The organism is Actinomycetota bacterium (genome assembly GCA_014360645.1).
Taxonomy (GTDB): Bacteria; Actinomycetota; Geothermincolia; order Geothermincolales; family RBG-13-55-18; genus Solincola_B.
Map to the genome: position 1 here is coordinate 18087 of JACIXD010000018.1, position 21066 is coordinate 39152.

Below are 21066 nucleotides of genomic sequence, written 5' to 3' on the forward strand. Positions count from 1 at the left end.
CGTTCTTGGCCCGCAAGACGATAAAGCTTCGCCCCGTTCCCCGCGGGGCTGTTCCCTCCGGCCGCGCGGCGCGCGCCGGCCCCGCGGGACGGGAAAGGGCGCGCGGGAGGCAGCCCTCCGCCCCACCTGCACCTTTTCGCCGCCGCGGCGCGGGAGGATGCGGTCCCCACGTCCCGCCCTCATCCCGCGCCATCTGCTATATTGAGCTGAAAGGCGGCTTTCGACGCGGCAAGGGAGGGCGAGGCACATGGCCATGGCGCTGGAAGGCATCAAAGTCATCGACCTGAGCAGGCTTGCGCCCGGTCCGTACTGCGGCATGATCCTTGGGGATCTCGGCGCCGAGGTCATCCGCGTGGAGGCGATGGACCGGCGGGCGCGCGCCGAGGGGGTGCTGGGGCTGAGCGACGAGCTGGCGGAGATGCTGCGGGCCTTCAACCCCCAAGGGAGGAACAAGCGGAGCATCGTGCTCGACCTGCGCAAGGAGGAGGGCAGGGAGGTATTCATGCGCCTGGCCCGGGAGGCGGACGTGATCATCGAGGAGTTCCGCCCCGGGGTGGTAAAGCGCCTGGGCATCGACTACCCGGCGGTGCGGGAGGTGAACCCCGGGGTGATCTACTGCTCCATCACCGGCTACGGACAGACGGGCCCCTACGCGGGCCTGCCCGGCCACGACCTGAACTACCTCGCCATGGCCGGGGCGCTGGGGGTGATCAGGGACGAGCACGGCAAGCCCGTCTTCCCCTCCAACCTCCTCGCGGACATGGCCGCGGGCGGCATGCACGCCGCGCTGTGCGTCCTCGCCGCCCTGGTGGCGCGCTCCCTCCACGGCGTGGGACAGTACGTGGACTGCGCCATGACCGACGGGGTGGTGAGCCTGATGCACATGGAGCCCATCCTGCGCCACACCACCGGGCTGCGGGGCCTGCCCTATTACGGCGTGTACGAGACCGCGGACGGCAGGTGGTTCAGCGTGGGCAACGTAGAGCCCTGGCTGTGGGAGAACTTCTGCCGCGCCCTGGGGCGGGAGGACCTCATCCCCCTGCAGCGCGACCCCGGCAGGCACGAGGAGCTCCGCGCGGAACTGCGCGAGATATTCCTGGGCAGGACGCGAGACGAGTGGTTCGCGTTCTTCAGGGACAAGGACGTCTGCGCCGCTCCCGTGCACGAGGTGGAGGAGGCGGAGAGGGATCCCCACCTGCGGGAGAGGGAGATGTTCGTGGAGTTCGACCATGAGAAATATGGCAAGATCACCCAGGTGGGTATCTCCATGAAGCTCTCCGAGACCCCCGGCCGCGTGCGCTTCCTGGGATGTCCCCCGGGACTGCATACGGACGAGATCCTGGCGGAGCTGGGATACGGCGAGGAGGAGATAGGGCAGCTGCGCGAGAAGGGCACGGTGGCCTGAGGCGAGTGCGGGACTCCCGGGAGCCTGGATCTAGCCGGGAGGAGAAAGAGAAGGGGGAAGGGATGAAGAGGTTCGAGGGGATCTTCGCGGTCATGCTCACCGCCTACGACGACTACGGGAACATAGACCGCGAGGCGATGCGGGAGATGACGGAGTACTTGGTGGAGTCCGGAGTGCACGGCCTGGTGGTGCTGGGGAGCAACGGCGAGAACCCCTACCTCACCCACCACCACCAGAAGGACGCCATCGACACGGTGGTGAACGCATGCGAGGGGCGCGTGCCGGTGATCGTGGGCGTGAACAAGCGCGGCACCGAGCCCGCGGTGGACATGTCCACCTACGCGGAGGAGGCGGGGGCCGACGGCATCCTGCTGGCCCTGCACCGCTTCTACGATCTGGACGAGGACGCGGTCTTCTCCTTCTACGAGGAGGTATGCGGCAGTGTAGGCCTGCCGGTGCTCTTCTATAACTTCCCGTCCAACACCGGCCTCGCCCTTCCCCCCGAGAGCATCGCGCGCCTCGCGTTGATCGACAACCTGGTGGGGGCGAAGGAGACCGTCTTCGAGGTGGACGAGGTGAGGCGCCTGGTGGAGGCCACGGACGATGATTTCTGCGTCTTCACCGGCATGACCTTCAACCTGGCCGAGACCATGGCCGTGGGGGCGTGCGGAGCCATCTGTCCCCTCCCCAACTTCATCCCCCGCGTCACCCTGGACCTCTACGAGGCATGCAGGTCCGGGGACGGCGACAGGGTGGCCGAGCTGCAGAAGGCGGTCTACGCATTGGCTCCCCTGCTGGCGTCAACCCCCACTCCCCACGCCATGCAGAAGGAGGCCCTGCGCTTGCTCGGCCATCCCGTGAAGCCCCACGTCAAGGGGCCGCTGCCGCGCCTCACCTCCGATCAGGCCAGGCTGGTGCGGGAGACCCTGGAGAACGCAGGACTTATGGGGTCAGCCCCGGACATGGGACATTCGAGGCGAGACCCCTAGGGCCTCTCCTTCGGGGAGAGCGAGCGCATGGAGCTCATGGAGGTCCTTCCGGCCGGGCGCCGGAGGGCATGAGGCAGGAGGATGGCAGGTGAAGACCTGGGGCCTCTCCTTCGGGGAGAGCGAGCGCATGGAGCTCATGGAGGTCCTTCCGGCCGGGCGCCGGAGGGCATGAGGCAGGAGGATGGCAGGTGAAGACCTGGGGCCTCTCCTTCGGGGAGAACGAGCGCATGGAGCTCATGGAGGTCCTTCCGGACGGACGCCGGAGGGCATGAGGCAGGAGGATGGCAGGTGAAGACCTGGGGCCTCTCCTTCGGGGAGAACGAGCGCATGGAGCTGGAGCGCATCGTGCTGGACGGGGACAGCGAGGCGGCGCTGCTCTTCCTGCGCAAGGTCATCTACCCGAAGGTGAAGGAGAGCGAGAAGCCGGGGAGTTGTTTCCACGATCCCTCGAAGCCGGTGGAGCAGCTTGAACGCCCGGTGGACAAGCATAAGAAACTGGGTGATTTCCGCTGAGGCGCACCTACTCCCATGGCCGGCCCACCTCCGCGCCCTGCGGAGCGGGACATCGCCTGGCGCCGCTCCACGGCGAGCCGGGTTCCCCGGAGCGGCCATGCCCCGAAGCCGGGCGTGCTCGCCCGCAGGGGCTCTCGGACTCTCGTCGGAGGCAACGAGCGTGAAGGGAAGGACGGGCTTGGGCGGCGACGGCATGACCGGAAAGGGCGGCAAGACGTCCCCCGCGCTCCCCGCATCCCCCTCCCGCGGGAAACGGGGTCGGGAGGTCAGCGCCATCCGCCGCGGCCGGCGCCTGCCCCTCTTTCTGGCCCTCCTCCTCGCCGCCTCCCTCGCCGTTCCCGGCGGATGCTCCACGTCACCGGAACGGAGAGATGCCGAGACCACGGAGGTGCCCGTATATTCCTACGTGGTGGAGGCGGAATATCCCCATGACACCGGCGACTTCACCCAGGGGCTCTGCCTGGTGGACGGCGAGCTCTACGAGGGCACCGGGCTGTGGGGGAGGTCCCGCCTCACCAGGAGCGAGTTCCCGGGGGGAAGAGTCCTGGGCTCCGTCTCCCTCGCGCCAGAGTATTTCGGGGAGGGCGTAACGGTCATGGGGGACGAGGTGTTCCAGCTCACCTACACCTCTCACCTGTGCTTCGTGTACGACCGCGAGAGCCTGGAGCTCCGGCGCACCTTCTCCTATCCCACCGAGGGGTGGGGACTGACCCACGACGGGAAGTCGCTGATCATGAGCGACGGCAGCTCCACCCTCTATTACCTGGACCCGCGCAGCGGGGAGGAGCTGGACCGCGTCGAGGTCACTGACGCCGGCGGTCCGGTGGCGGACCTCAACGAGCTGGAATACGCCGCGGGCATGATATATGCCAATATATGGAAGACCGACCGCATCGCGGTGATCTCTCCCGAGAGCGGGGCGGTGAGGGCATGGATCGACCTCACGGGCCTGAACCCGGAACCGGAGAGGCTCGTCTACCCCTACGTCCTCAACGGCATCGCCTACGACGAAGGGTCGGGCGGCCTGCTGGTGACCGGCAAATGCTGGCCGCGCCTCTACCTCGTATCCCTGCGCCGGGGATGACCCGCCATCCGCCGTCACATAGTATTGGCATATATTGCCTGATGTGGAAAGGACGGCACCCCCGCTCGATGTAGGGTGCTCTCAGTGGGCCCTTTGAAGTCCGACATGGACCGCGGGTCCTCCTCATCATCCCGGAACGAGACAGATGTCATGAGACCGGGGTTTTCCAGGTTCTTCTTCCCATCCGCCATCTTGCTCACCCCGGGCGGGCACGGGAAAGAGGGTGAGAGGTCGATAATGCCCGCGGCGGTTTTTGCGTTGTCCGCTTCTTTCCCTTACAATAAGCTGGATGCCCGCTTGAGGGGCATCTCCCCCGCGCCAGGGTGTCGTCACGCGGGGAAGGCCTTAGAAAGGAGCTGAAGGTCGCACGATGAACATCTACGTAGGCAACCTGAGCTACGGTTCGACGGAGGAATCCCTGAGGAGCCTCTTCGAGTCGTACGGTACCGTCGACACGGTGAGCATCATCATGGACCGCAACACCGGACGTTCCCGCGGTTTCGGTTTCGTGGAGATGCCCAACGATGACGAGGCCAAGGCCGCGATAGCGGAATTGGACAACCGGGAGTTCGAGGGCCGCCAGCTTAGGGTGAACGAAGCACGCCCCAAGCCGGAGCGCAGGTCTAACTACGAGAGCTGGTAGGATCAGTTCCGCAACCGAATAGGGGTTCCGGCCCCGCAGGCTCCGTGCCTTCTCCCGCTCAATCCTGAGCAAAGGATCGGAAGCGGCTTCATGCACGGGCCGCAAGCCTAAGCATATCCAGGCAGGCGCCCGCGGTTTACGTTGCTCGCGCCATCAGGAAAGGCCATGCACGTATCACGCTTCGCGGTCAGCCCTTGGGCGCCCCTCTAGGGCGCGAACCCCGCCACCACGTGCCCTCCGCTCACCCCGCCGCCGCAGTCGAAGTATATGGGGCGCTCGGCGAGGATGGGCCGGTCGGACACCACGCGGGCCGAGAGCTGGTAGCCTTCCCCGGCGTGCTCGTTGACGAATAACGTCTGCCTGGTGCCCGCCGGAAGGCGCAGGGTCCTATCCTCCAGCGGACCCTCCTCTTCCGTGAAGTAACGGATGAGCACCAGGGCCTCATCCACGCCCGGATTATAGATGCACAGCCAGGTGTGGAACGACTCCCCGGTGTACCCTTCCGCGAAAAACCATTCTCTTCCAGCTGCGGTGGCGCCCATCACGCAATCGCCGCCGTCCCAGTCGGCGCCGAAGCCGCGGTAGCGGAAGTACATGGGACGCTCGGCGAGGAAGAAGGAGGTGGAGACCAGTACCACGCTCACGTCCTTTTCCCGTCCCACCTCTCCCGGCACGAAAACGGTGAGGCGTTTGCCCGGCTGCACCACGTAGGATCTCTCTACGGGGTCGCCCTGGCCCTCCCCGAAGCGGAAGGACGCATATACGGTGATGATGCGGGGGTTGGGGTTCTGGAGGGTCAGCCATTCCTCGAAGCCCTCCCGCGTGGTGCCCTCGGCGAAATAATACAACTGCGCCAGCCGCGTGGCCCCCGGCACGCAGTGCCCGCCCTTCCACCCGTGGCCCGCGGTGCCGGCGTAATCGAAATACACCGAGCGCTCCGCCACCACGGGGAGGTCCGAGGAGAGCTTCAGGGAGGCCTGGTAACCGCTTCCCAGGATGTCGTTGGCCTTGAAGCTGCGCCGCGAGCGAGGGGGCACGGAGAAGCCGTCCTTCACCACCTCGCCCTCCTCCTGGGTCTGGAAACGGAAGGTCAGGCCGGCCTCGCAGTCGCAGGGGTTGAGGACGCATATCCACTCCTCGAATCCGCTCCCCGTGTATCCCTCCGCGAAATACCACACCGTGGAGGGCGAGGGGACCCCCGCGGCGTCATGCCCCCCCGCGCGACCGCCCCCGTAACTGAAATACATGGGCCGTTCCCCCACCAGAAACCGGTCCGACTCGAGCACCGCGGAGACCTCGCGGTCCGTTCCCACATCGGCGTTGACGAAAAGGGTGACGCGGGACTCCGGCGGCACCGGCAGCAGCCTGGTGAGGCTGGAACCGTCGGGGAAGAGATAGGTGAGGGCGGCTCGCGCCGTCCGGGGGCCGGGGTTTCCCAGACAGAGGAACTCGCGGAAGCCCTCACCGGTATACCCCTCCGCGAAGTAAAGGACATGCGAGACACGCGCCCGCCACACCTGGGCGCCCTGGAGATTGCTCGCCGCGGCCGTGAGCTCGCCCCCCTCTACCAGCAAAGCCTGCGCCGAGATGTTCCCTGCGTCCCCAAAGCCGCCGTCGCCCTCGAGATGCCAGGATGAGCCGTCGTAGCGCCACACCTCGCACCCCGACTCCTCGTTGTAGGTGCCAGCGAAGAGGTCCACGGCGCCGGCGGCCAGGGAGACGGCGGAGAGGTTCGCCCGGTCTCCGAATCCGTCCCCTCCCACCCTGGTCCAGTTGGCCCCGTCGAAGGACCACACCTGGCACCCGCTCCCCCCGGAGGAATCGTAGGTGCCCACGTACAGGCCCGCGTTGTAGACGGCCATGGAGGCCGCCCGGCGGTTATCCGGGTCCCCGAAGCCGGGCGCCGTGGGCGTGCCCGAGGGCCCGCCTCCCACCTCCTGGGTCCAGCGAGTCCCGTCGAAAGACCACACCTGACATCCCGAGGTGTAATCGTTGTTGTATGTCCCCGCGTAGAGGCTGCCGAAATAGACCGCCATGGCGGAGGCGCCCTGGTTGCCCGCATCACCGAACCCACCCTCCGCGACCCGCTTCCACTCCCTGCCGTCCCAGCTCCAGACCTGGCAGCCCCCGGCGTTGAAGGTGCCGGCGTACAGCCGCCCCGAGAAGACGGCCAGGCTCGGCACGTCGGTGTTGCCGGGATCCCCGAAGCCGGGCGCGGTGGGCGTGCCCGGGGGCCCGCCTCCCACCTCCTGGGTCCAAGACCTTCCGTCCCAAGACCAGATGCGGCATCCGGTATCCGGGTTTCTCACTCCCAGGTAAAGACGCGAGGAGAAGACGGCCATGCTCGATACGTTGTTGTTCCGGGGGTCCCCGAAGCCGGGCGCGGTGGGCGTGCCCGATGACCCACCTCCCACCTCCTGAGTCCAGGAGAGGCCGTCCCATGACCATACCTGGCAGCCCGAAGGGTTATAGGTGCCGCCATAGAGGCGGCCTCGGAAGGATGCCAGGGCGTGGATCTCCGAGTTGCCCGGCACCCCGAAGCCGGAGGCAGCCTTGCGCTCCCAGGAAGAGGAACTCGCGGAGTGGGTCCCTCCCGCATACGCCCCGGGACCTGCAGGACCCGCCATGCGCTCCCGTGAACAAGGAGGGGCGGAGAGAGAGATGCCGGGCGAGGGCGGGCACCTGAAGGAGGCGAGAAGTAGCGCTCCCATGATTACGATGGCCGCTCCGGACACACTTCCCCGGCGATACACGCCACCCCTCGGGCCTGCCTTTCCGGGATTCACCCCCCTAAGGGCACTCATGGCCATTCCGCTCCTTCTCTCCCGGACGCGATCGCGGATATCCTCCCGCAGAGGAGCCCTTTTGCGGGTGCACCCCTCCGCGCGTGCCGTTTCGCCATCTTTACGACCATCTCCCTCCTCTTCCACCGGCGGCACTCGCTCCTGGTTTAAGTATTCCAGCCCCGCTTCCCCTGCACCTTCAGATACGGGCGCGTCTCCATGAGCCTCCGCCCACGGTTTTTCCATTAGCCTTTTATGAGCCTTCTGCGAGCCTTCCTTGAGCCTTCTGCGAGCACCCGGCCTCCCCGGCGTCGAGACCGGAGAGGGAAATCCCCTGCCGCCCCCCGTGAAAGATCGGAACCGGCACGGGATACGGGCCGACAGGCGGATGGCGGGCACCCAGGGACGCAGGCAGGAACCTCAACGCGGCGGCGCGGGCGGGCAACGGGTACGTGGGGGGCGCATACGGGTTTGGGGGGATTGAAACCGAGCCGGGGCGGCGTAGCGGGTGGACAGGGAAATGGTCTCCGGTCTCCGGCAAACCGCGCCATGACCGCTTATCGGGCCGCGGAAGTTGCCCGCAAACCCCTCCCGGGGGTTACCATATAGAGCATGAGGCCGGTCCGTACCAAGCGCATCGGCCGAGGCGGCGCAGGATCTTCGTCGTGGGGGATGATGAAATGCGCAAGGAAGAGCTCACGGAGATACTGGAGAGGGTGCGGCGCGGCGAGTTGGCTGTGGAGGAGGCGGTCTCGCGCATCGCCATGGAGCCGGTTACCGACCTGGGGTTCGCGGTGCTGGACCACCACCGCGAGCTGCGCAAGGGGCTTCCCGAGGTGGTCTACTGCGAGGGAAAGCCCCTGGACACCATCCGCCCCATCGTGGAGGCCCTGCTGGAGAAGAACCAGGGAAACATCCTGCTGACGCGCGCCTCGGAGGAGGTCTACGAGGAGGTGCTGCGTTCCTGCCCCCGGGCAGAATACCACCGCCAGGCCCGCTATGTGCTCATCCGCAGGGAGGAAAGGGAGCGGGTGGGAAAGATCGTGGTGGCCACGGGCGGCACGGCGGACATCCCCGTGGCCGAGGAGGCGAGCGTGGTGGCGGAGCTCACCGGGAACCGCGTGGAGAAGCTGTACGACGTGGGCGTGGCGGGCATGCACCGCGTGCTGTCGCGCGCCGAGGTCTTCGCGGGGGCCAACGTGGCCGTGGTGGTGGCGGGCATGGAGGGTGCCCTGCCCAGCATCGTGGGGGGGATGGTGGACTACCCCGTGATCGCGGTGCCCACCTCGGTGGGGTACGGAGCCAGCATGGGGGGGCTGGCCGCCCTGCTCGGCATGCTCAACTCCTGCGCCATGGGGGTGGCGGTGGTGAACATCGACAATGGCTTCGGCGCCGGCTACCTTGCCAACCTCATCAACCAGGCCGCCGTGAGGGGAAGCCGCAGCTGACCTCCGGTAAGGCGCCGCCCGGGGCGACCCTCGCGGCGGCGACGGGGAAGGAACCCTACTGAAAAGGACGGACCGGCAGGAGCTTTCTCGCTCCCCGAAAAGCCGCTCACCCCGGGCACAACCGCTCTGAGCTCTTGCCGATTCAGGTAAGATAAAAGCGCATGATGGTCTGGTGCTCTCCAGACCTCGAAACCTCTCTGAAACCCGCGGCCAGGAAGACTGGCTTGAGCCCCATGAAGCCCGACGAGCCCGAGAGCCTTTCCGGAACGTCCACGGGATAGCCCTCCACCACTTCCGCTCCCATCTCGCGCGCGTATGCCACCGCCGCCTCGAGCAGGTGGCGCATGAGGCCTCGGCGGCGGTAATCCTTGGCCATGTAGAAACATACCACCGACCAGACTGGCCTCTCGTCCACGCGCTTCAATCTGGGTGATCTTTCCAGGGACGCGAATCTCTCGCGCGGCGCCACCGAGCACCACCCCACCGCCCTGCCGCGGTGGTAGGCGAGTATACCCGGCACCTCGCCGGAATCGACGATGGCTTTCATGGCCAGGCGGTTCCCCTCTCCTACCTGCTTTTGGAAGCGAGCGCGGCTGATCCTCCACCACATACACCAGCATCCGTTGTAAGCCCCGTGCTCGCCGAAGAGCTCCTCGAAGTCGTCCCACCGCTCGGGAGTGAGGGGGTGGTACTCGAGTTCCTCCGCGCGTAATCTCTCCCCGTCCATCTCATCACCCACCAGACGATCCACTACTCTGCCCATTCTACATCAAACCCTTGCTCGCCGTTCATGCACGGCGCTTACGCGGGAACGGCACGGGAAGGCCGTCCTGCCCTACCTCTTTCTCCCTTCCCCCAACCGCACCGTCCGTTCCCGCCACCGCGGAGGCAGTTGCACCGCCCGCCAAACCGATCGCGGCCTGACGTCATTTTCATGCCTGTGACGGCATGGCATGATATGTTGAAGTCACGTTCAAACCCGCCGGCCCCGGGGGAACGGCGTCGGAGCAGACTGGAGGGTGCCCATGTCCAGCCCGTTATGGTTCGTGAAACTAGTGAGGAAGAGCTTCCCGCAGCGTTTCATCATGGCCAGGCTCACCAGGCTGCCCCTCATCGGCAGGGGCATCGATCACCTCCTCTTCGACCGCGACGACATCGTCTACCTACCAAAGGACCGGGCCATCGCCGTGAACGAGCAGGTGGAGGCGGAGGGAGTGGTGCTCCCCTCGCGGGTCATCGAGGCCTTCATCGAAAAGGCCAACTACCTCTGGATCATGAACACCTGCATCTGCCGCGAGGCTACGGGGTGCAGGGACTATCCCGTCGAACTGGGCTGCCTGTTCATGGGCGAGGCCGCCATGGACATCAATCCCAGGCTGGGACGCCGCGTCACCCGCGAGGAGGCCCGGGAGCACGTGCGCAGGTGCCGCGAGGCGGGGCTCTTCCAGCTCATCGGGAGGAACAAGCTCGACACCATGTGGCTCAACGTCCGCCCCGGCACCAAGCTGTTGACGGTCTGCTTCTGCTGCCCCTGCTGCTGCTTATGGAAAATGCTGCCAGTACTTTCTCACCGCATCAGCGACAAGGTCCACCGCATGCCGGGGGTAAGGGTCACGGTGACCGACAGGTGCGCGGGATGCGGCAAGTGCGCCGAGGACGTGTGTATAGCCGGGGCCATCCGGCTGGCGGGCAAGCGAGCGGAGATAGGCGAGGAGTGCCGCGGCTGCGGGCACTGCGTGGAGGTATGTCCCCGGGGGGCCATCGAGCTCGCCATCGAGGATCCCGCATTCATGGAGAGCCTCGTGGCCCGCATCTCCTCCCTGGTGGACGTGACCTGAGGGGTGCCATGGACTGGATAGATGTGACCGCCGCCATCTACAGCGGCATGCCGCACTGGCCCGGAGACGAGGAGGTGGCGATCGAGAGGACGCAGGACCTGGAGCGAGGCGACCCATACAATCTCTCCCGCGCTTCCCTGGGACTGCACGCCGGTACCCACGTGGATGCCCCTCTGCACTTCCTGCCCCGCGGGGCGGGGGTGGACGATATCGCCCTGCGGAACCTGGTGGGGCCCGCGCGCGTGCTGGAGATAATGGGTACCCGTGCCATCGGCCGCGCGGAGCTGGAAGCCCACCGCATCGAGGAGAGCGAGCGTATCCTGCTCAAGACCGACAACTCCACGCGAGCCTGGGAACGGGAGCCGTTCCGGGAGGATTATGCCTCCCTCACCCTGGAGGCCGCCCTTTTCCTGGCCGAGAGGAGGACGCTTCTGGCGGGTATCGATTATCTTTCCATAGCCCCGCCGGGCAAGGAGGCGGCGGAGGTGCACCGTGTGCTCCTGGGCGCGGGGGTGGTGATATTGGAAGGGCTGGTACTCTCGGGGGTGGCGCCAGGCGTTTACGAGCTGGTCTGCCTGCCGCTCAGGGTCGCCAGGGGGGACGGCGCGCCGGCGCGCGCGATACTCAGGTCCCTGCATTCATAGAGGGCGAGAAGGAGCCTGGGTCTCTTCCCCCTGCCGTCATCTTGTCTCCCGGTCCTCGCATCTTCGGAATCTTTCCTGGAGTTGTCGATCACGTGATTACCCGCCTTACCGCCGCTCGGGGCTTTCCCTCCCGGACCCGCTTGCGGCCTCCGTTCGCGGGCGCTCCGACCCGGCATGTCCGCCCGTGCCGCGCACCGGGATCGGCCTCCTGATCGGCGACTCGAGCCGGCGCGCCGCCCCGTCGCCTCCCCATCCTCTCTCTTGATCCCGTGCCACACGGCTTATTCATTCTTCTCTCCCCGAAGCAGATATCCTCCGATGTGTGCCGCGCCCGCTTCTCCCATCCGGCGCGCACTTCCTCCCCCGCGGGGGAATAATAGTCGCGTCGACGCCGGAGAGCGCGGGACCTCCGCGCATGTGCGGACCGGGGAGGTAGCGTCATGGATCTCGAGGGAAAGCGGGTCGCGGTGATCATCGGCAGGGGCTTCCAGGACCAGGAAGCCACGGTCCCCATCGCCTTCCTACGGGATGAGGGCGCCGAGGTGACAACGGTTGGGCCGGAGACCGGGGAGGTCAAGGGCATCCACGGCACGGTCATCGAGGTGGTAAAAACCTTCCGCGAACTGGACCCTGCCGCTTTCGACGCCATGGTGGTGCCCGGGGGGAGGGCTCCCGCCTACCTGCGAAAATTCGAGGAGGCGCGGGAGTTCGTGGCCGCCTTCGCGGCCACCGGGAAACCCCTGGCAGCCATCTGCCACGGAGGGCAGCTCCTTGCCTCAGCCGGGTTGGTGAAAGGCCTTACCATGACCGGGTACCCCAAGATCAAGGAGGAGATGGAGGAGGCCGGAGCCGTCTTCGTGGACCGCGAGGTGGTCATCGACCACAACATCATAACCTCCCGGGTGCCGGACGACCTGCCAGCCTTCAACGCCGCCTTGAAAGAGGCGCTGCTGAGATAGGCCCTTGCCGCGGGTCGGCCCGGAACCCTGGAGACAGGGGCCTCTCCGGTCAGACCAGGCCGGAAAGGACCTCACGCGCCCGCGACAGCGCGTCCTCCTCCCAAGTTTCCAGCGTCCTTCCCTCCATGACCGCGATGAAAGCCCGCAGCTCCTCCCGGATCCCTCGCTCTCTCTCCGCGCGTATGGCATCGTCCAGGGGGCGCGTGGCCTGGAGCTTCATGTTGCCCTCCAGCCACCCCTCGGGGAAGTACCAGTCCTTGAACCAGCGCAGCCCGGCATTCCATAGATAACGCCCCAGGGGTGTGGCCGGGGGAGGAAATCCCCGCTTGAGGCCCCTCTCCGTCTCCCGGAAAAGGGGGTGCTCCTCGGCTCCGTAGATGGCCATCATGGACCCTCCGGGCGGGATCAGCTCTCCCAGGACGGAGAAGAGCGCGGCGGTCAGGCCCTCCCCCTCCAAGTCGGCGTGCGCGCCCCCCGAAAAAGCCACATCCGGCCGGTATCGGAATTCCAGCCAGGGCCTTATATAATCGCCCCTGCCGGCGAAAAAGAGCCCCTCCACCACGGGATTTGACGAAATCCCGCCGTCCCTCAACAGGAAGAGGTGGAAATAGGTCTCCCTGCCCGTCCTCCCGGGCTTGAGGTCTCGGGGCAACAGCGAGTACCCGCCGAGGCGCCTCCCCTCCAGGGCTCGCATCAGGACCTCCGCGGGGCTTTCCATCACCTTTACATACCTCCTGCCAAAACACGCAAACGTCTCCGGTCCATATTGTTCCCCGCAAGGCCGTGCTGTCACCTCCCCTTACCCGCAACCCGGAACGGGTGAGTGCGGGGCGCAGGGAAAAGGGGTTATTCGCCCGGCACGGAGGGGAAAGATAACAGCGCAAGAGCAAGAGAAGGTAAGGGAAAGGAGGTTCGGAAAGATGCGTGAGATGACGGAGAAGTTCCTAAACGAAGCCTTCGCCGGGGAGAGCATGGCGCACATGAAGTACCAGCACTTCGCGGACAAGGCGGAGGCGGAGGGGCTCACGGAGATGGCCAGGATGTTCCGCGCCATCGCCTACGCCGAGCGCGTGCACGCCGGCAACCACCTGGAGGTGCTGGGAGGCCTGAAGTCCACCTCAGACAACATACAAGCATGCATCAACGGCGAGACCTTCGAGATCAACGAGATGTACCCCGCCTATAACGCCGTGGCCAAGTTGCAGGACGAGGACGGCGCAGTGCGCAGCACCTACTATGCCCTGGAGGCGGAGAAGATCCACGCCGACTGGTACAAAGCGGCCAAGGAGGCGGTGGACAAAGGCGAGGACGTGAAGGTGGGGACCATCCAGATCTGCAGCGTGTGCGGGCACACCCGCGAGGGAAACGCCCCGGACAAGTGCCCCATATGCGGGGCCTCGAAGGACAAGTTCGTGCAGTTCTGATCGGCTGAACGAAGACGGCGGGCGTCCGCCGCGAAGGAACGATAAAGGAGGTATGGACATGGCGGAGAGGATGGAGATCTACAAGTGCGAGATATGCGGCAACATCGTGGAGGTCCTCCACGGAGGCAAGGGCACCCTGGTCTGCTGCGGCGAGGAGATGGTGCTGCAGGTGGAAAACACCGTTGACGCCGCGGTGGAAAAGCACGTCCCGGTGGTCGAGGTGCTAGAGGACGGGGTGCTGGTGAAGGTGGGCGAGGTCGCCCATCCCATGCAGGACGACCACTACATCGAATGGGTGCAGATAATCGTGGGGGACAGGTGCTCTCGCATCTTCCTGAAGCCGGGAATGGCGCCGGAGGGGAAATTCACGCCTCCCAAGGAGGGGATCACCGCCCGCGAGTACTGCAACCTCCACGGGCTGTGGAAGTCGAGCTAGGGGCCGAGATCGCCCTGCCCGGGAAGTGGCGGACATGCGGGCGAGGAGGATAGGCAGAAAAGGGCGCCCGCGCGGGCGCCCTTTGCCGTGCCGCAAAGCTCAGAACGCGTTCTCCGGTTTCCATACCTTCCAAACCTTGCCGGCCAGATCCGGCCCGGGCTTGAGGGTGGGCTTGCCGGGCTGCCAGCCCGAGGGCATGACCTCGCCGGTCTTCGCGGTGTGCTGGTAGGCCTTGACCTGCCTGATCAGCTCGCTCACGTTGCGCCCCACCGGAGGGGTCATCACCTCCATGGCCTGGATTATCCCGTCCGGGTCGATGAGGAAGCGGCCCCGGATGTTCACGCCCGCGTCCTCGTCATACACGCCGTAGGCCCGCCCGATGCGCCCGCCGGCGTCGCTGAGCATGGGGAAGGGCACGCCTCCTTTCACCATCTTGGAGAGTTCCTCCTCCTGCCATATCTTGTGGGTGAACCTGCTGTCCACGCTCATGGAGAGGACCTCCACGCCCAGCTTCTTCAGCTCGTTGTACTTGACGGCGACCGCCGACAGCTCGGTCGGTCATACGAAGGTGAAGTCTCCGGGGTAGAAACAGAGCAACACCCACTTGCCCTTGTAATCCGACAGCTTCACGTTCCTGAAGCCGCCCTTAACGAATGCGCTGGCCTCGAAATCGGGCGCGGGCTTTCCGACTTGAGCGATCACATCTCCACCTCCCTGTGGCACCGCCGATCCGCTCTCCTTTGCCGCGGCAGCCCCAGGCTGTGAGATTATGCCCTTGGCCGGTTCCACGCATCTGTCTTTCGGTTCCGCCTTCGCCGCTGCCATAACATCACCTCCTCGCCGCTCGCGGGGGTCACGCCCTCCCGTCTTGCGTGTTCACGCCATGTAGCGCCCTTGGCGGAGAAGACACCGGAAGAGCCGCTGCCCTAGCCCTTGAGCTCCTCGACCTCTTCCTTCCCTTCCTCCAGCTCCTTGACCTGCTCCTCGTCCTCCATGAGCAGGAGGGCCTGGAACTCGCCCATGTGGGTCTTCTCTTCCCGGGCGATGTCCAGGAGCACGTCCTTGATGAGCTTGTTGTCGGTCATGGCCGCGAGCTGCTCGTAGAGGTTGACCGCGTCCAGCTCGGCGATCATGCCAACGCGGCATATCTCCCGGTCCAGCTCCTTCCGGCTCATCCTGGACAGGTCCTTGGGGATCTCGGAAAGCATCTCTCACCTCCTGATGGGTTCGCGCGCCCCTCCCGTGTCGCGTCGGGGCGCCCCTGCTCCTCCCTTGCGCGGCAGGGGGCAATCCCCATGCCTTGTGATAATTGTTCCCACCCCGTCGGGGACTTTAACGGGTTGGTGCAAAGATTTATATACTTATGCCCATTTCCTCTCATATATCTCATACAGGCCTTTCCTCCCATAAGGGCCTTCACCTCCGCCCTGTACCATCGGGGTGCCTGAAATTGGGCCGCGAGGGTCCTTCCGGCATGCCTGCCGCGGTCTGCCGGGTGACCGCCATCACCCCCGCGCCTACGGGGATGGAGCCGGGTAGCGGAGAGAGCCGTCACCCTTGGCTGTCTCCATCGATCCGGGCCCGGGCGGCACGGGGAAGACCGATATGAGCGCTTGCGATACTTTCTTATTTATAGTATTAAGGTACTAGAATATTATATATAAAGGAGCGGAGGACGCGGTGCGCGGGGTCCTGAACATCTCCGAGGCCTTTTCCCTCGCCCTCCACGCAGCCGTCCTGGTCGCCGCATCGGACGGCAAAAGGGAGACGGCGAGGGATATGGCCACGGCTCTGGGCGCCTCTGAAAACCATCTCTCCAAGGTGCTGCAGCGCATGGTCAGGGCCGGGATACTGGTCTCGACGAGGGGGCCGGGAGGGGGCTTCTCCTTAGGCAGGCCGGCCCGGGAGATCACCCTCATGCAGATATACGAATGCGTGGAGGGCCCCTTCCGCCCCGTGAGGTGCCTCGCCCCCTTGCCCGTCTGCGGAGGCGGAAGGTGTGTCTTCGGAGGCCTCCTGGAGAGGACCAGCGGCGAGTTCGGAAGATACCTTGAGGTCATGACCCTGGAGGACATCGGCGGGAGACCGAAAAGAGGCGTCAGCAATGAAAATGAAAAGAAAGATCGTGGAGATCGACGAGGAAAAGTGTGATGGTTGCGGTCTCTGCGCCGAGGCGTGCGCGGAGGGCGCCATCAGCATCATCGACGGCAAGGCAAGGCTGGTGAGCGAGAGCTACTGCGACGGCCTCGGGGCTTGCATCGGGGAGTGCCCGCGCGACGCCATCACCATCGTGGAGCGCGAGGCGGACCACTTCGACGAGGAAGCGGTGGCCCGACACCTGGCGGGCGGTCCGGAAAAGGAGGGGGGTAGCGGCGTCAAGGCGCAGAGCGATGAAGCGGGCCACCTCCCCTGCGGGTGCCCCGGATCCATGACCAGAGAACTGGAGGTCGAGGAATCGGCACTGCCCGCGGGGGACGAGATCCCAGCCGTCTCCCGCCTGCGCAACTGGCCGGTGCAGCTGAGGCTGGTCCCCGTCAACGCCCCTTATCTCAACGGCGCCGACCTCCTGCTGGCGGCGGACTGCACCGGGTTCGCGTGCCCGGATCTTCACCGTTCCTTCCTGGCGGGGAAGGTGCTCCTGGTGGGATGCCCGAAACTGGACGACGCCGCCTTCTACCGCGAGAAGCTCGCCACCATCCTGCGAGAGAACGAGATCCGCAGCCTTACCGTGCTCATCATGGAGGTGCCCTGCTGCTCCGGCCTCGCGCACCTCGCGCGGCAGGCGGTTGCGGACTCCCGGCGGGACATACCCCTACGCACCGTGACCCTGAGTATCCGGGGTGAGATATTGGTGGGATCTTAGTCCCGGCCGGGGAAGCAGATCATCCGGAAGGGTGTGACTGGAGAATTTTGACAAAGAGCGGCGTAGGGGGAGAAGCCGGCCGGGGAAGCAGATCATCCGGAAGGGTGTGACGGCTTCCGAAAGGAAGATCGCGGCGGAGACTGAGCCGGCGGCGCCTCGAAGATACCGCGAGGCCCATGCGGGTATAATTACCCTATGGATGAAGGAAAGAAAAAGAAGTTCTGGCTGTACGCGGTCTACGGGGCCATCGCGCTGGCCATCATCCTCAGCATACAGTACGCCAATCCCTTCCATCCCCGGGAGATCGACTACAGCGAGTTCCTCTCCCGCCTCAATGCGGGAGAGGTGACCAGGGTGGTGATCACCGACACCCGCATCGAGGGCAAGTACCGCACCGAGGAGGGCGAGCGTGATTTCACCGCGGGGCGCATACCCGACGCCGACATCCAGGACCTCATAAAGACCATGGAGGACAAGGGGGTCTCCTTTTCCGGCAGGATCGAGAACACCTTCTGGCGCGACTTCCTCTTCACCTGGATCCTTCCCATAGGCCTCATCGCCTTCATCTGGTTCTTCGTCTTCCGCCGCCTCTCGCGGCGCATCGGGGGCGCCAGCCCCATATCCTTCGGGCAGTCCAAGGTTAAGCTCTACGACAGCAGTGTGGACCGGGTCACCTTCGACGACGTGGCGGGCCTGGACGAGGCCAAACAGGAGCTGCGCGAGATCATCGATTTCCTGCGCAACCCCCAGAAATACCGCAGAATCGGGGCGAGGATCCCCAAGGGCGTGCTCCTGGTGGGACCTCCGGGCACCGGCAAGACCCTCATGGCGCGCGCCGTGGCGGGAGAGGCCGGCGTGCCCTTCTTCTCCATCAGCGGCTCGCAGTTCATGGAGATGTTCGTGGGGGTGGGGGCGGCGCGGGTGCGCGACCTCTTCGAGCAGGCCAAGGCCAAGGCGCCCTGTATCGTGTTCATCGACGAGATCGAGACCATCGGCAAGGTGCGCGGCGGCATCATCGCCAGCGGAGGCACCGAGGAGCGGGAGCAGACCCTGAACCAGCTCCTCTCGGAGATGGACGGCTTCGACCCCCAGACGGGAGTGATCATCCTCGCCGCCACCAACCGCCCCGAGGTGCTGGACAGCGCCATCCTAAGGCCGGGGCGTTTCGACCGCCAAATAATGATCGACCGCCCGGATATCAGGGGGCGGGAGGAGATCCTCAAGGTACACGTGCGCAAGGTGAAGCTCGCCGACGACGTGGACCTGCACAGGATCGCGGCCCGCACCCCCGGCTTCGCGGGCGCGGAGCTGGCCAACGTGGTCAACGAGGCCGCCCTGCTGGCGGCGCGCAAGAACAAGGAACAGGTGGAGGAGGAGGATTTTGAGCAGGCCATCGACCGCGTGGTGGGGGGCCTGGAGCTCAAGAGCAGGGTGATGAGCGAGAGGGAGAGGAGGGTGGTGGCCTTCCACGAGGTGGGCCATGCGCTGGCGGCCTCTCTACTGGAGCACGCCGATCCCGTGCACCGCATCACCGTCATCCCCCGCGGTATCGGCGCCCTGGGGATGACCATGCAGCTCCCCGAGGAGGACCGCTACATCATGACCAAGCCCGAGCTCGAGGACCGCCTCGCGGTGCTCCTGGGGGGCAGGATCGCCGAGGAGATCATCTTCGGCGAGATCTCCACCGGGGCCCAGAACGACCTGGAAAAAGCCACCATCCTGGCCCGCAAGATGGTGGAGGACTACGGCATGAGCGAGAGGATAGGTCCGGTGACCCTGGGGCTGGAGCGGGGCGCCCGTCTGCTCATGGGGGAGTTCTCCTACGGCAAGGAGGCCAATTACAGCGAGGCCACCGCCGAGCTCATCGACCAGGAGGTCAAGGGGATTATCATGCGCAACTACGGGCGCGTGAAGGCCCTTCTGGAGGAAAGACGGGCGCTGCTGGAGGAGATCGCGGAGGTGCTCCTGGACAAGGAGACCCTGGAGGGGGACGAGTTCCGCGCCCTCCTCGAGGGAAGCGAAGAGGAGCGCAGAGCGGCCATCACCTGACCGCGCCGGTATGAGACAGAGGCCGCGCCGGCCGGGTGCCGACCGCAGGGAGGCGCGAGATGGAGCGCGTGAGGGATGTGATCATCATCGGGGCGGGTCCGGCGGGACTCTCGGCCGGGGTGTACTGCGCCCGCAAGATGCTGGACACCCTGGTGGTATCGCAGAACGTGGGAGGCCAGGCCACCTGGTCCTGGGAGGTCGAGAACTACCTCGGTTACCAGCTCATCAGCGGAGTGGAGCTCGCGGAGCGTTTCCGCGAGCACCTGGAGAACTTCCCCGTGGAGCTGCGCGAGGGGCGCACGGTCACCTCCCTCGCGGTCGCGCCTCCAGGCGAGGGGTTCGCGGTGACCACGGACCGGGACGGCGAGGCCAAGGGGCGGGCGGTGATCGTGGCCTCGGGCAAGGTGCCGCGCATGCTGGGGGTGCCGGGAGAAAAGGAATACCGCGGACGCGGCGTCGCCTACTGTTCCACCTGCGACGCGCCCCTGTTCCGGAACCGCAGGGTGGCGGTGGTGGGGGGCGGGAACTCCGCCCTCGATGCCGCACTGCAGCTGTCCGGCATCGCCGAGCGCGTCTTCGTAATCACCAACGAGCCCGCCCTGGGCGGTGACGAGATCCGGCGCCGTCAGGTGCTCGCCTCTCCCGTGGTGGAGGTCCTATATTCCACGCAGGTCAGCTCGATCACCGGCGAGAGGTTCGTGAAAGGCCTGACCTATCGCGGGGAGGGGGAAGAGGGGACCCTGGAGGTAGAAGGGGTTTTCATTGAGATCGGGAGCGTGCCCAGCACCTCCTTCCTGCCCCCGGAGGTCGCCCTCAACGAGCTGGACGAGGTGGTGGTGGACTCCAACAACCGCACCAGCGTCCCCGGCCTCTTCGCCGCCGGGGACGTCACCGACGTCATCGAGAAGCAGATCATCATCGCTGCCGGGGAAGGGGCCAAGGCGGCGCTGTCCGCCTACGCCTGGCTGGTGGAAAGTGGCCTCGTCAGGGACCGGTGATAATCACGAAGGTGTGGGCGATCTTGTCGTGCCACGCCTGCTTGCGGTCGTCGAAACCCGCCCATATGTATCCCAGGGCGCACACCAGCCCCGAGAGGAACTTTCCCACGATCTCCCGGAGCGCGGCGGTACCGTAGGAGACCGGACCCATGTCCTCTCCCACCACCTTGAGTTTGAGGAGCATCTTGCCCAGCGTTGCGCCGTAGCGGCCCGTCATCACGGTGTAGTAAGCCCAGCCCACCCCGATACGGATCAGGTTGAAGAGGATCACCAGCCCCACGCTTACCCCTTCTCTCCAGTCCCAGGAGCCCCAGAAATTAAACCTGTCGCTCAGGGCAGAGAAGATGAGGTTGAGGGGCAAGAAGGCCGCGGAGACGATGATGCCGTCGATGAAGGCGGCCACGAAGCGGATCCAGAAACCGGCATAGCGCGGATAGCCGGGCTGCGGGTACTGATGACCGGGCGGGTATGCCTGACCTCCCGGAGGCGGTGGATAAGCCTGTCCGCCCGGCGGAGGCGGGTATGCCTGACCTCCCGGAGGCGGGTATGCCTGACCTCCCGGCGGAGGTGTTCCGAAGGAGTAGGCGCAGCCGGAACAGAAGGCTGCGTCATCGGGATTCTCCGCCCCGCAGCTCGGACACCTTTTCATGCTCTCGCCCTTTCTCTCCATGGATCGACCCGACCGAGACCCTGATACATTTTATCCCATGCTCGCTATTCCATGCTCGCCCCGGTGATGAAGACGGGTTCGTTTGCGGCTTGCATGCAAAGATCAGGCGGCGTTGATCCTGCTGCACCCGGACCAGAGGTCCCGACCGCGTTTTTCTTAGGCCAACAAGCCACCTCCGTGTCGGTTCTCCCCCCTGAAGCCCGAGATCCGGGCTGTGTTAATATATAAGAGGTGAACATGGCGATCCCGCGCCGGAGCCGGGAGTGCGGGCAAAACCCGCGCAGGGGAAGGCTCGGGCCGCACGGTTCGTGAACGGCACC

General features: G+C 65.7%; 21 protein-coding genes. 15 read left to right on the forward strand and 6 right to left on the reverse strand.

Annotated elements, in window-relative coordinates; translation table 11 throughout:
• Window positions 1–247 precede the first annotated feature (247 nt).
• The 5 genes from H5T74_13695 to H5T74_13715 all read left to right on the forward strand — a co-directional run bounded on the left by H5T74_13695 (window position 248) and on the right by H5T74_13715 (window position 4634).
• A complete protein-coding gene (locus H5T74_13695) occupies window positions 248–1405 on the forward strand; it encodes a CoA transferase (protein ID MBC7231427.1) in 1158 nt (385 codons plus the stop codon).
• 62 nt (window positions 1406–1467) lie between these two features.
• Window positions 1468–2394 carry a dihydrodipicolinate synthase family protein gene (locus tag H5T74_13700; GenBank protein ID MBC7231428.1) on the forward strand — a complete coding sequence of 309 codons (927 nt, stop codon included), beginning with the start codon at window positions 1468–1470 and terminating at the stop codon, window positions 2392–2394.
• 288 nt (window positions 2395–2682) lie between these two features.
• Window positions 2683–2907: a hypothetical protein gene (locus tag H5T74_13705; protein MBC7231429.1), complete on the forward strand. Its 225-nt coding sequence runs from the start codon at window positions 2683–2685 to the stop codon at window positions 2905–2907.
• A gap of 193 nt (window positions 2908–3100) precedes the next feature.
• Complete coding sequence (locus H5T74_13710) at window positions 3101–3991, forward strand: glutaminyl-peptide cyclotransferase (GenBank protein ID MBC7231430.1); 891 nt, start codon at window positions 3101–3103, stop codon at window positions 3989–3991.
• Window positions 3992–4361: 370 nt separating this feature from the next.
• A complete protein-coding gene (locus H5T74_13715; protein ID MBC7231431.1) occupies window positions 4362–4634 on the forward strand; it encodes an RNA-binding protein in 273 nt (90 codons plus the stop codon).
• Between the two features lie 206 nt (window positions 4635–4840).
• Here the strand turns inward: H5T74_13715 and H5T74_13720 are convergent, their stop codons facing one another.
• Window positions 4841–7261, reverse strand: coding sequence for a hypothetical protein (locus H5T74_13720; GenBank protein MBC7231432.1), 2421 nt, complete (start codon window positions 7259–7261; stop codon window positions 4841–4843).
• 836 nt (window positions 7262–8097) lie between these two features.
• Between H5T74_13720 and larB the strand changes: the two genes are divergently transcribed.
• Window positions 8098–8865: a nickel pincer cofactor biosynthesis protein LarB gene (gene larB / locus H5T74_13725; GenBank protein ID MBC7231433.1), complete on the forward strand. Its 768-nt coding sequence runs from the start codon at window positions 8098–8100 to the stop codon at window positions 8863–8865.
• Window positions 8866–9007: 142 nt separating this feature from the next.
• On the opposite strand, the gene H5T74_13730 is transcribed toward larB, so the two are convergent.
• A complete protein-coding gene (locus H5T74_13730) occupies window positions 9008–9592 on the reverse strand; it encodes a GNAT family N-acetyltransferase (protein ID MBC7231434.1) in 585 nt (194 codons plus the stop codon).
• 298 nt (window positions 9593–9890) lie between these two features.
• Here H5T74_13730 and H5T74_13735 point away from each other — a divergent pair, with 298 nt between their 5' ends.
• The 3 genes from H5T74_13735 (at window position 9891) to H5T74_13745 (ending at window position 12306) form a co-directional block, all read left to right on the forward strand.
• The gene (locus tag H5T74_13735) at window positions 9891–10703 is read left to right on the forward strand and encodes a 4Fe-4S binding protein (GenBank protein ID MBC7231435.1); all 813 of its coding nucleotides are present in this window, start codon (window positions 9891–9893) and stop codon (window positions 10701–10703) included.
• 8 nt (window positions 10704–10711) lie between these two features.
• Window positions 10712–11347: a cyclase family protein gene (locus H5T74_13740; protein ID MBC7231436.1), complete on the forward strand. Its 636-nt coding sequence runs from the start codon at window positions 10712–10714 to the stop codon at window positions 11345–11347.
• Between the two features lie 440 nt (window positions 11348–11787).
• The gene (locus tag H5T74_13745; protein MBC7231437.1) at window positions 11788–12306 is read left to right on the forward strand and encodes a type 1 glutamine amidotransferase; all 519 of its coding nucleotides are present in this window, start codon (window positions 11788–11790) and stop codon (window positions 12304–12306) included.
• A gap of 49 nt (window positions 12307–12355) precedes the next feature.
• Here the strand turns inward: H5T74_13745 and H5T74_13750 are convergent, their stop codons facing one another.
• Window positions 12356–13024, reverse strand: coding sequence for a DUF1122 family protein (locus tag H5T74_13750; protein MBC7231438.1), 669 nt, complete (start codon window positions 13022–13024; stop codon window positions 12356–12358).
• A gap of 202 nt (window positions 13025–13226) precedes the next feature.
• Here H5T74_13750 and H5T74_13755 point away from each other — a divergent pair, with 202 nt between their 5' ends.
• Together H5T74_13755 and H5T74_13760 are read left to right on the forward strand one after the other, a co-directional pair.
• Complete coding sequence (locus H5T74_13755) at window positions 13227–13730, forward strand: rubrerythrin family protein (GenBank protein ID MBC7231439.1); 504 nt, start codon at window positions 13227–13229, stop codon at window positions 13728–13730.
• Between the two features lie 58 nt (window positions 13731–13788).
• Window positions 13789–14166: a desulfoferrodoxin gene (locus tag H5T74_13760; protein ID MBC7231440.1), complete on the forward strand. Its 378-nt coding sequence runs from the start codon at window positions 13789–13791 to the stop codon at window positions 14164–14166.
• A gap of 99 nt (window positions 14167–14265) precedes the next feature.
• On the opposite strand, the gene H5T74_13765 is transcribed toward H5T74_13760, so the two are convergent.
• Together H5T74_13765 and H5T74_13770 are read right to left on the reverse strand one after the other, a co-directional pair.
• Window positions 14266–14991 carry a peroxiredoxin gene (locus H5T74_13765; GenBank protein ID MBC7231441.1) on the reverse strand — a complete coding sequence of 242 codons (726 nt, stop codon included), beginning with the start codon at window positions 14989–14991 and terminating at the stop codon, window positions 14266–14268.
• Window positions 14992–15092: 101 nt separating this feature from the next.
• Window positions 15093–15374, reverse strand: coding sequence for a rubrerythrin (locus H5T74_13770; GenBank protein MBC7231442.1), 282 nt, complete (start codon window positions 15372–15374; stop codon window positions 15093–15095).
• 472 nt (window positions 15375–15846) lie between these two features.
• Between H5T74_13770 and H5T74_13775 the strand changes: the two genes are divergently transcribed.
• The 4 genes from H5T74_13775 (at window position 15847) to H5T74_13790 (ending at window position 20076) form a co-directional block, all read left to right on the forward strand.
• Window positions 15847–16317, forward strand: a complete 471-nt coding sequence (locus H5T74_13775; GenBank protein ID MBC7231443.1) for an Rrf2 family transcriptional regulator — start codon at window positions 15847–15849, stop codon at window positions 16315–16317.
• Window positions 16277–17029 carry a 4Fe-4S binding protein gene (locus tag H5T74_13780; protein ID MBC7231444.1) on the forward strand — a complete coding sequence of 251 codons (753 nt, stop codon included), beginning with the start codon at window positions 16277–16279 and terminating at the stop codon, window positions 17027–17029. The genes H5T74_13775 and H5T74_13780 overlap by 41 nt, the downstream gene beginning before the upstream one ends.
• Window positions 17030–17224: 195 nt before the next feature.
• Window positions 17225–19078: an ATP-dependent metallopeptidase FtsH/Yme1/Tma family protein gene (locus H5T74_13785; protein MBC7231445.1), complete on the forward strand. Its 1854-nt coding sequence runs from the start codon at window positions 17225–17227 to the stop codon at window positions 19076–19078.
• A 68-nt stretch (window positions 19079–19146) separates the two neighbouring features.
• A complete protein-coding gene (locus H5T74_13790; GenBank protein ID MBC7231446.1) occupies window positions 19147–20076 on the forward strand; it encodes an FAD-dependent oxidoreductase in 930 nt (309 codons plus the stop codon).
• Here the strand turns inward: H5T74_13790 and H5T74_13795 are convergent.
• On the reverse strand, window positions 20063–20725 hold the full coding sequence (locus tag H5T74_13795) for an RDD family protein (protein ID MBC7231447.1): 663 nt from the start codon (window positions 20723–20725) through the stop codon (window positions 20063–20065). The genes H5T74_13790 and H5T74_13795 overlap by 14 nt on opposite strands.
• Between the last annotated feature and the right edge of the window lie 341 nt (window positions 20726–21066).

Coding starts and splice junctions, on each gene's coding strand:
- H5T74_13695 (MBC7231427.1), top strand. CDS start 248: ATGGCCATGGCGCTGGAAGGCATCAAAGTCATCGACCTGAGCAGGCTT.
- H5T74_13700 (MBC7231428.1), top strand. CDS start 1,468: ATGAAGAGGTTCGAGGGGATCTTCGCGGTCATGCTCACCGCCTACGAC.
- H5T74_13710 (MBC7231430.1), top strand. CDS start 3,101: ATGACCGGAAAGGGCGGCAAGACGTCCCCCGCGCTCCCCGCATCCCCC.
- H5T74_13715 (MBC7231431.1), top strand. CDS start 4,362: ATGAACATCTACGTAGGCAACCTGAGCTACGGTTCGACGGAGGAATCC.
- H5T74_13720 (MBC7231432.1), bottom strand. CDS start 7,261: ATGGCGGGTCCTGCAGGTCCCGGGGCGTATGCGGGAGGGACCCACTCC.
- larB (MBC7231433.1), top strand. CDS start 8,098: ATGCGCAAGGAAGAGCTCACGGAGATACTGGAGAGGGTGCGGCGCGGC.
- H5T74_13730 (MBC7231434.1), bottom strand. CDS start 9,592: ATGGACGGGGAGAGATTACGCGCGGAGGAACTCGAGTACCACCCCCTC.
- H5T74_13735 (MBC7231435.1), top strand. CDS start 9,891: ATGTCCAGCCCGTTATGGTTCGTGAAACTAGTGAGGAAGAGCTTCCCG.
- H5T74_13740 (MBC7231436.1), top strand. CDS start 10,712: ATGGACTGGATAGATGTGACCGCCGCCATCTACAGCGGCATGCCGCAC.
- H5T74_13745 (MBC7231437.1), top strand. CDS start 11,788: ATGGATCTCGAGGGAAAGCGGGTCGCGGTGATCATCGGCAGGGGCTTC.
- H5T74_13750 (MBC7231438.1), bottom strand. CDS start 13,024: ATGGAAAGCCCCGCGGAGGTCCTGATGCGAGCCCTGGAGGGGAGGCGC.
- H5T74_13755 (MBC7231439.1), top strand. CDS start 13,227: ATGCGTGAGATGACGGAGAAGTTCCTAAACGAAGCCTTCGCCGGGGAG.
- H5T74_13760 (MBC7231440.1), top strand. CDS start 13,789: ATGGCGGAGAGGATGGAGATCTACAAGTGCGAGATATGCGGCAACATC.
- H5T74_13770 (MBC7231442.1), bottom strand. CDS start 15,374: ATGCTTTCCGAGATCCCCAAGGACCTGTCCAGGATGAGCCGGAAGGAG.
- H5T74_13780 (MBC7231444.1), top strand. CDS start 16,277: ATGAAAAGAAAGATCGTGGAGATCGACGAGGAAAAGTGTGATGGTTGC.
- H5T74_13785 (MBC7231445.1), top strand. CDS start 17,225: ATGGATGAAGGAAAGAAAAAGAAGTTCTGGCTGTACGCGGTCTACGGG.
- H5T74_13795 (MBC7231447.1), bottom strand. CDS start 20,725: ATGAAAAGGTGTCCGAGCTGCGGGGCGGAGAATCCCGATGACGCAGCC.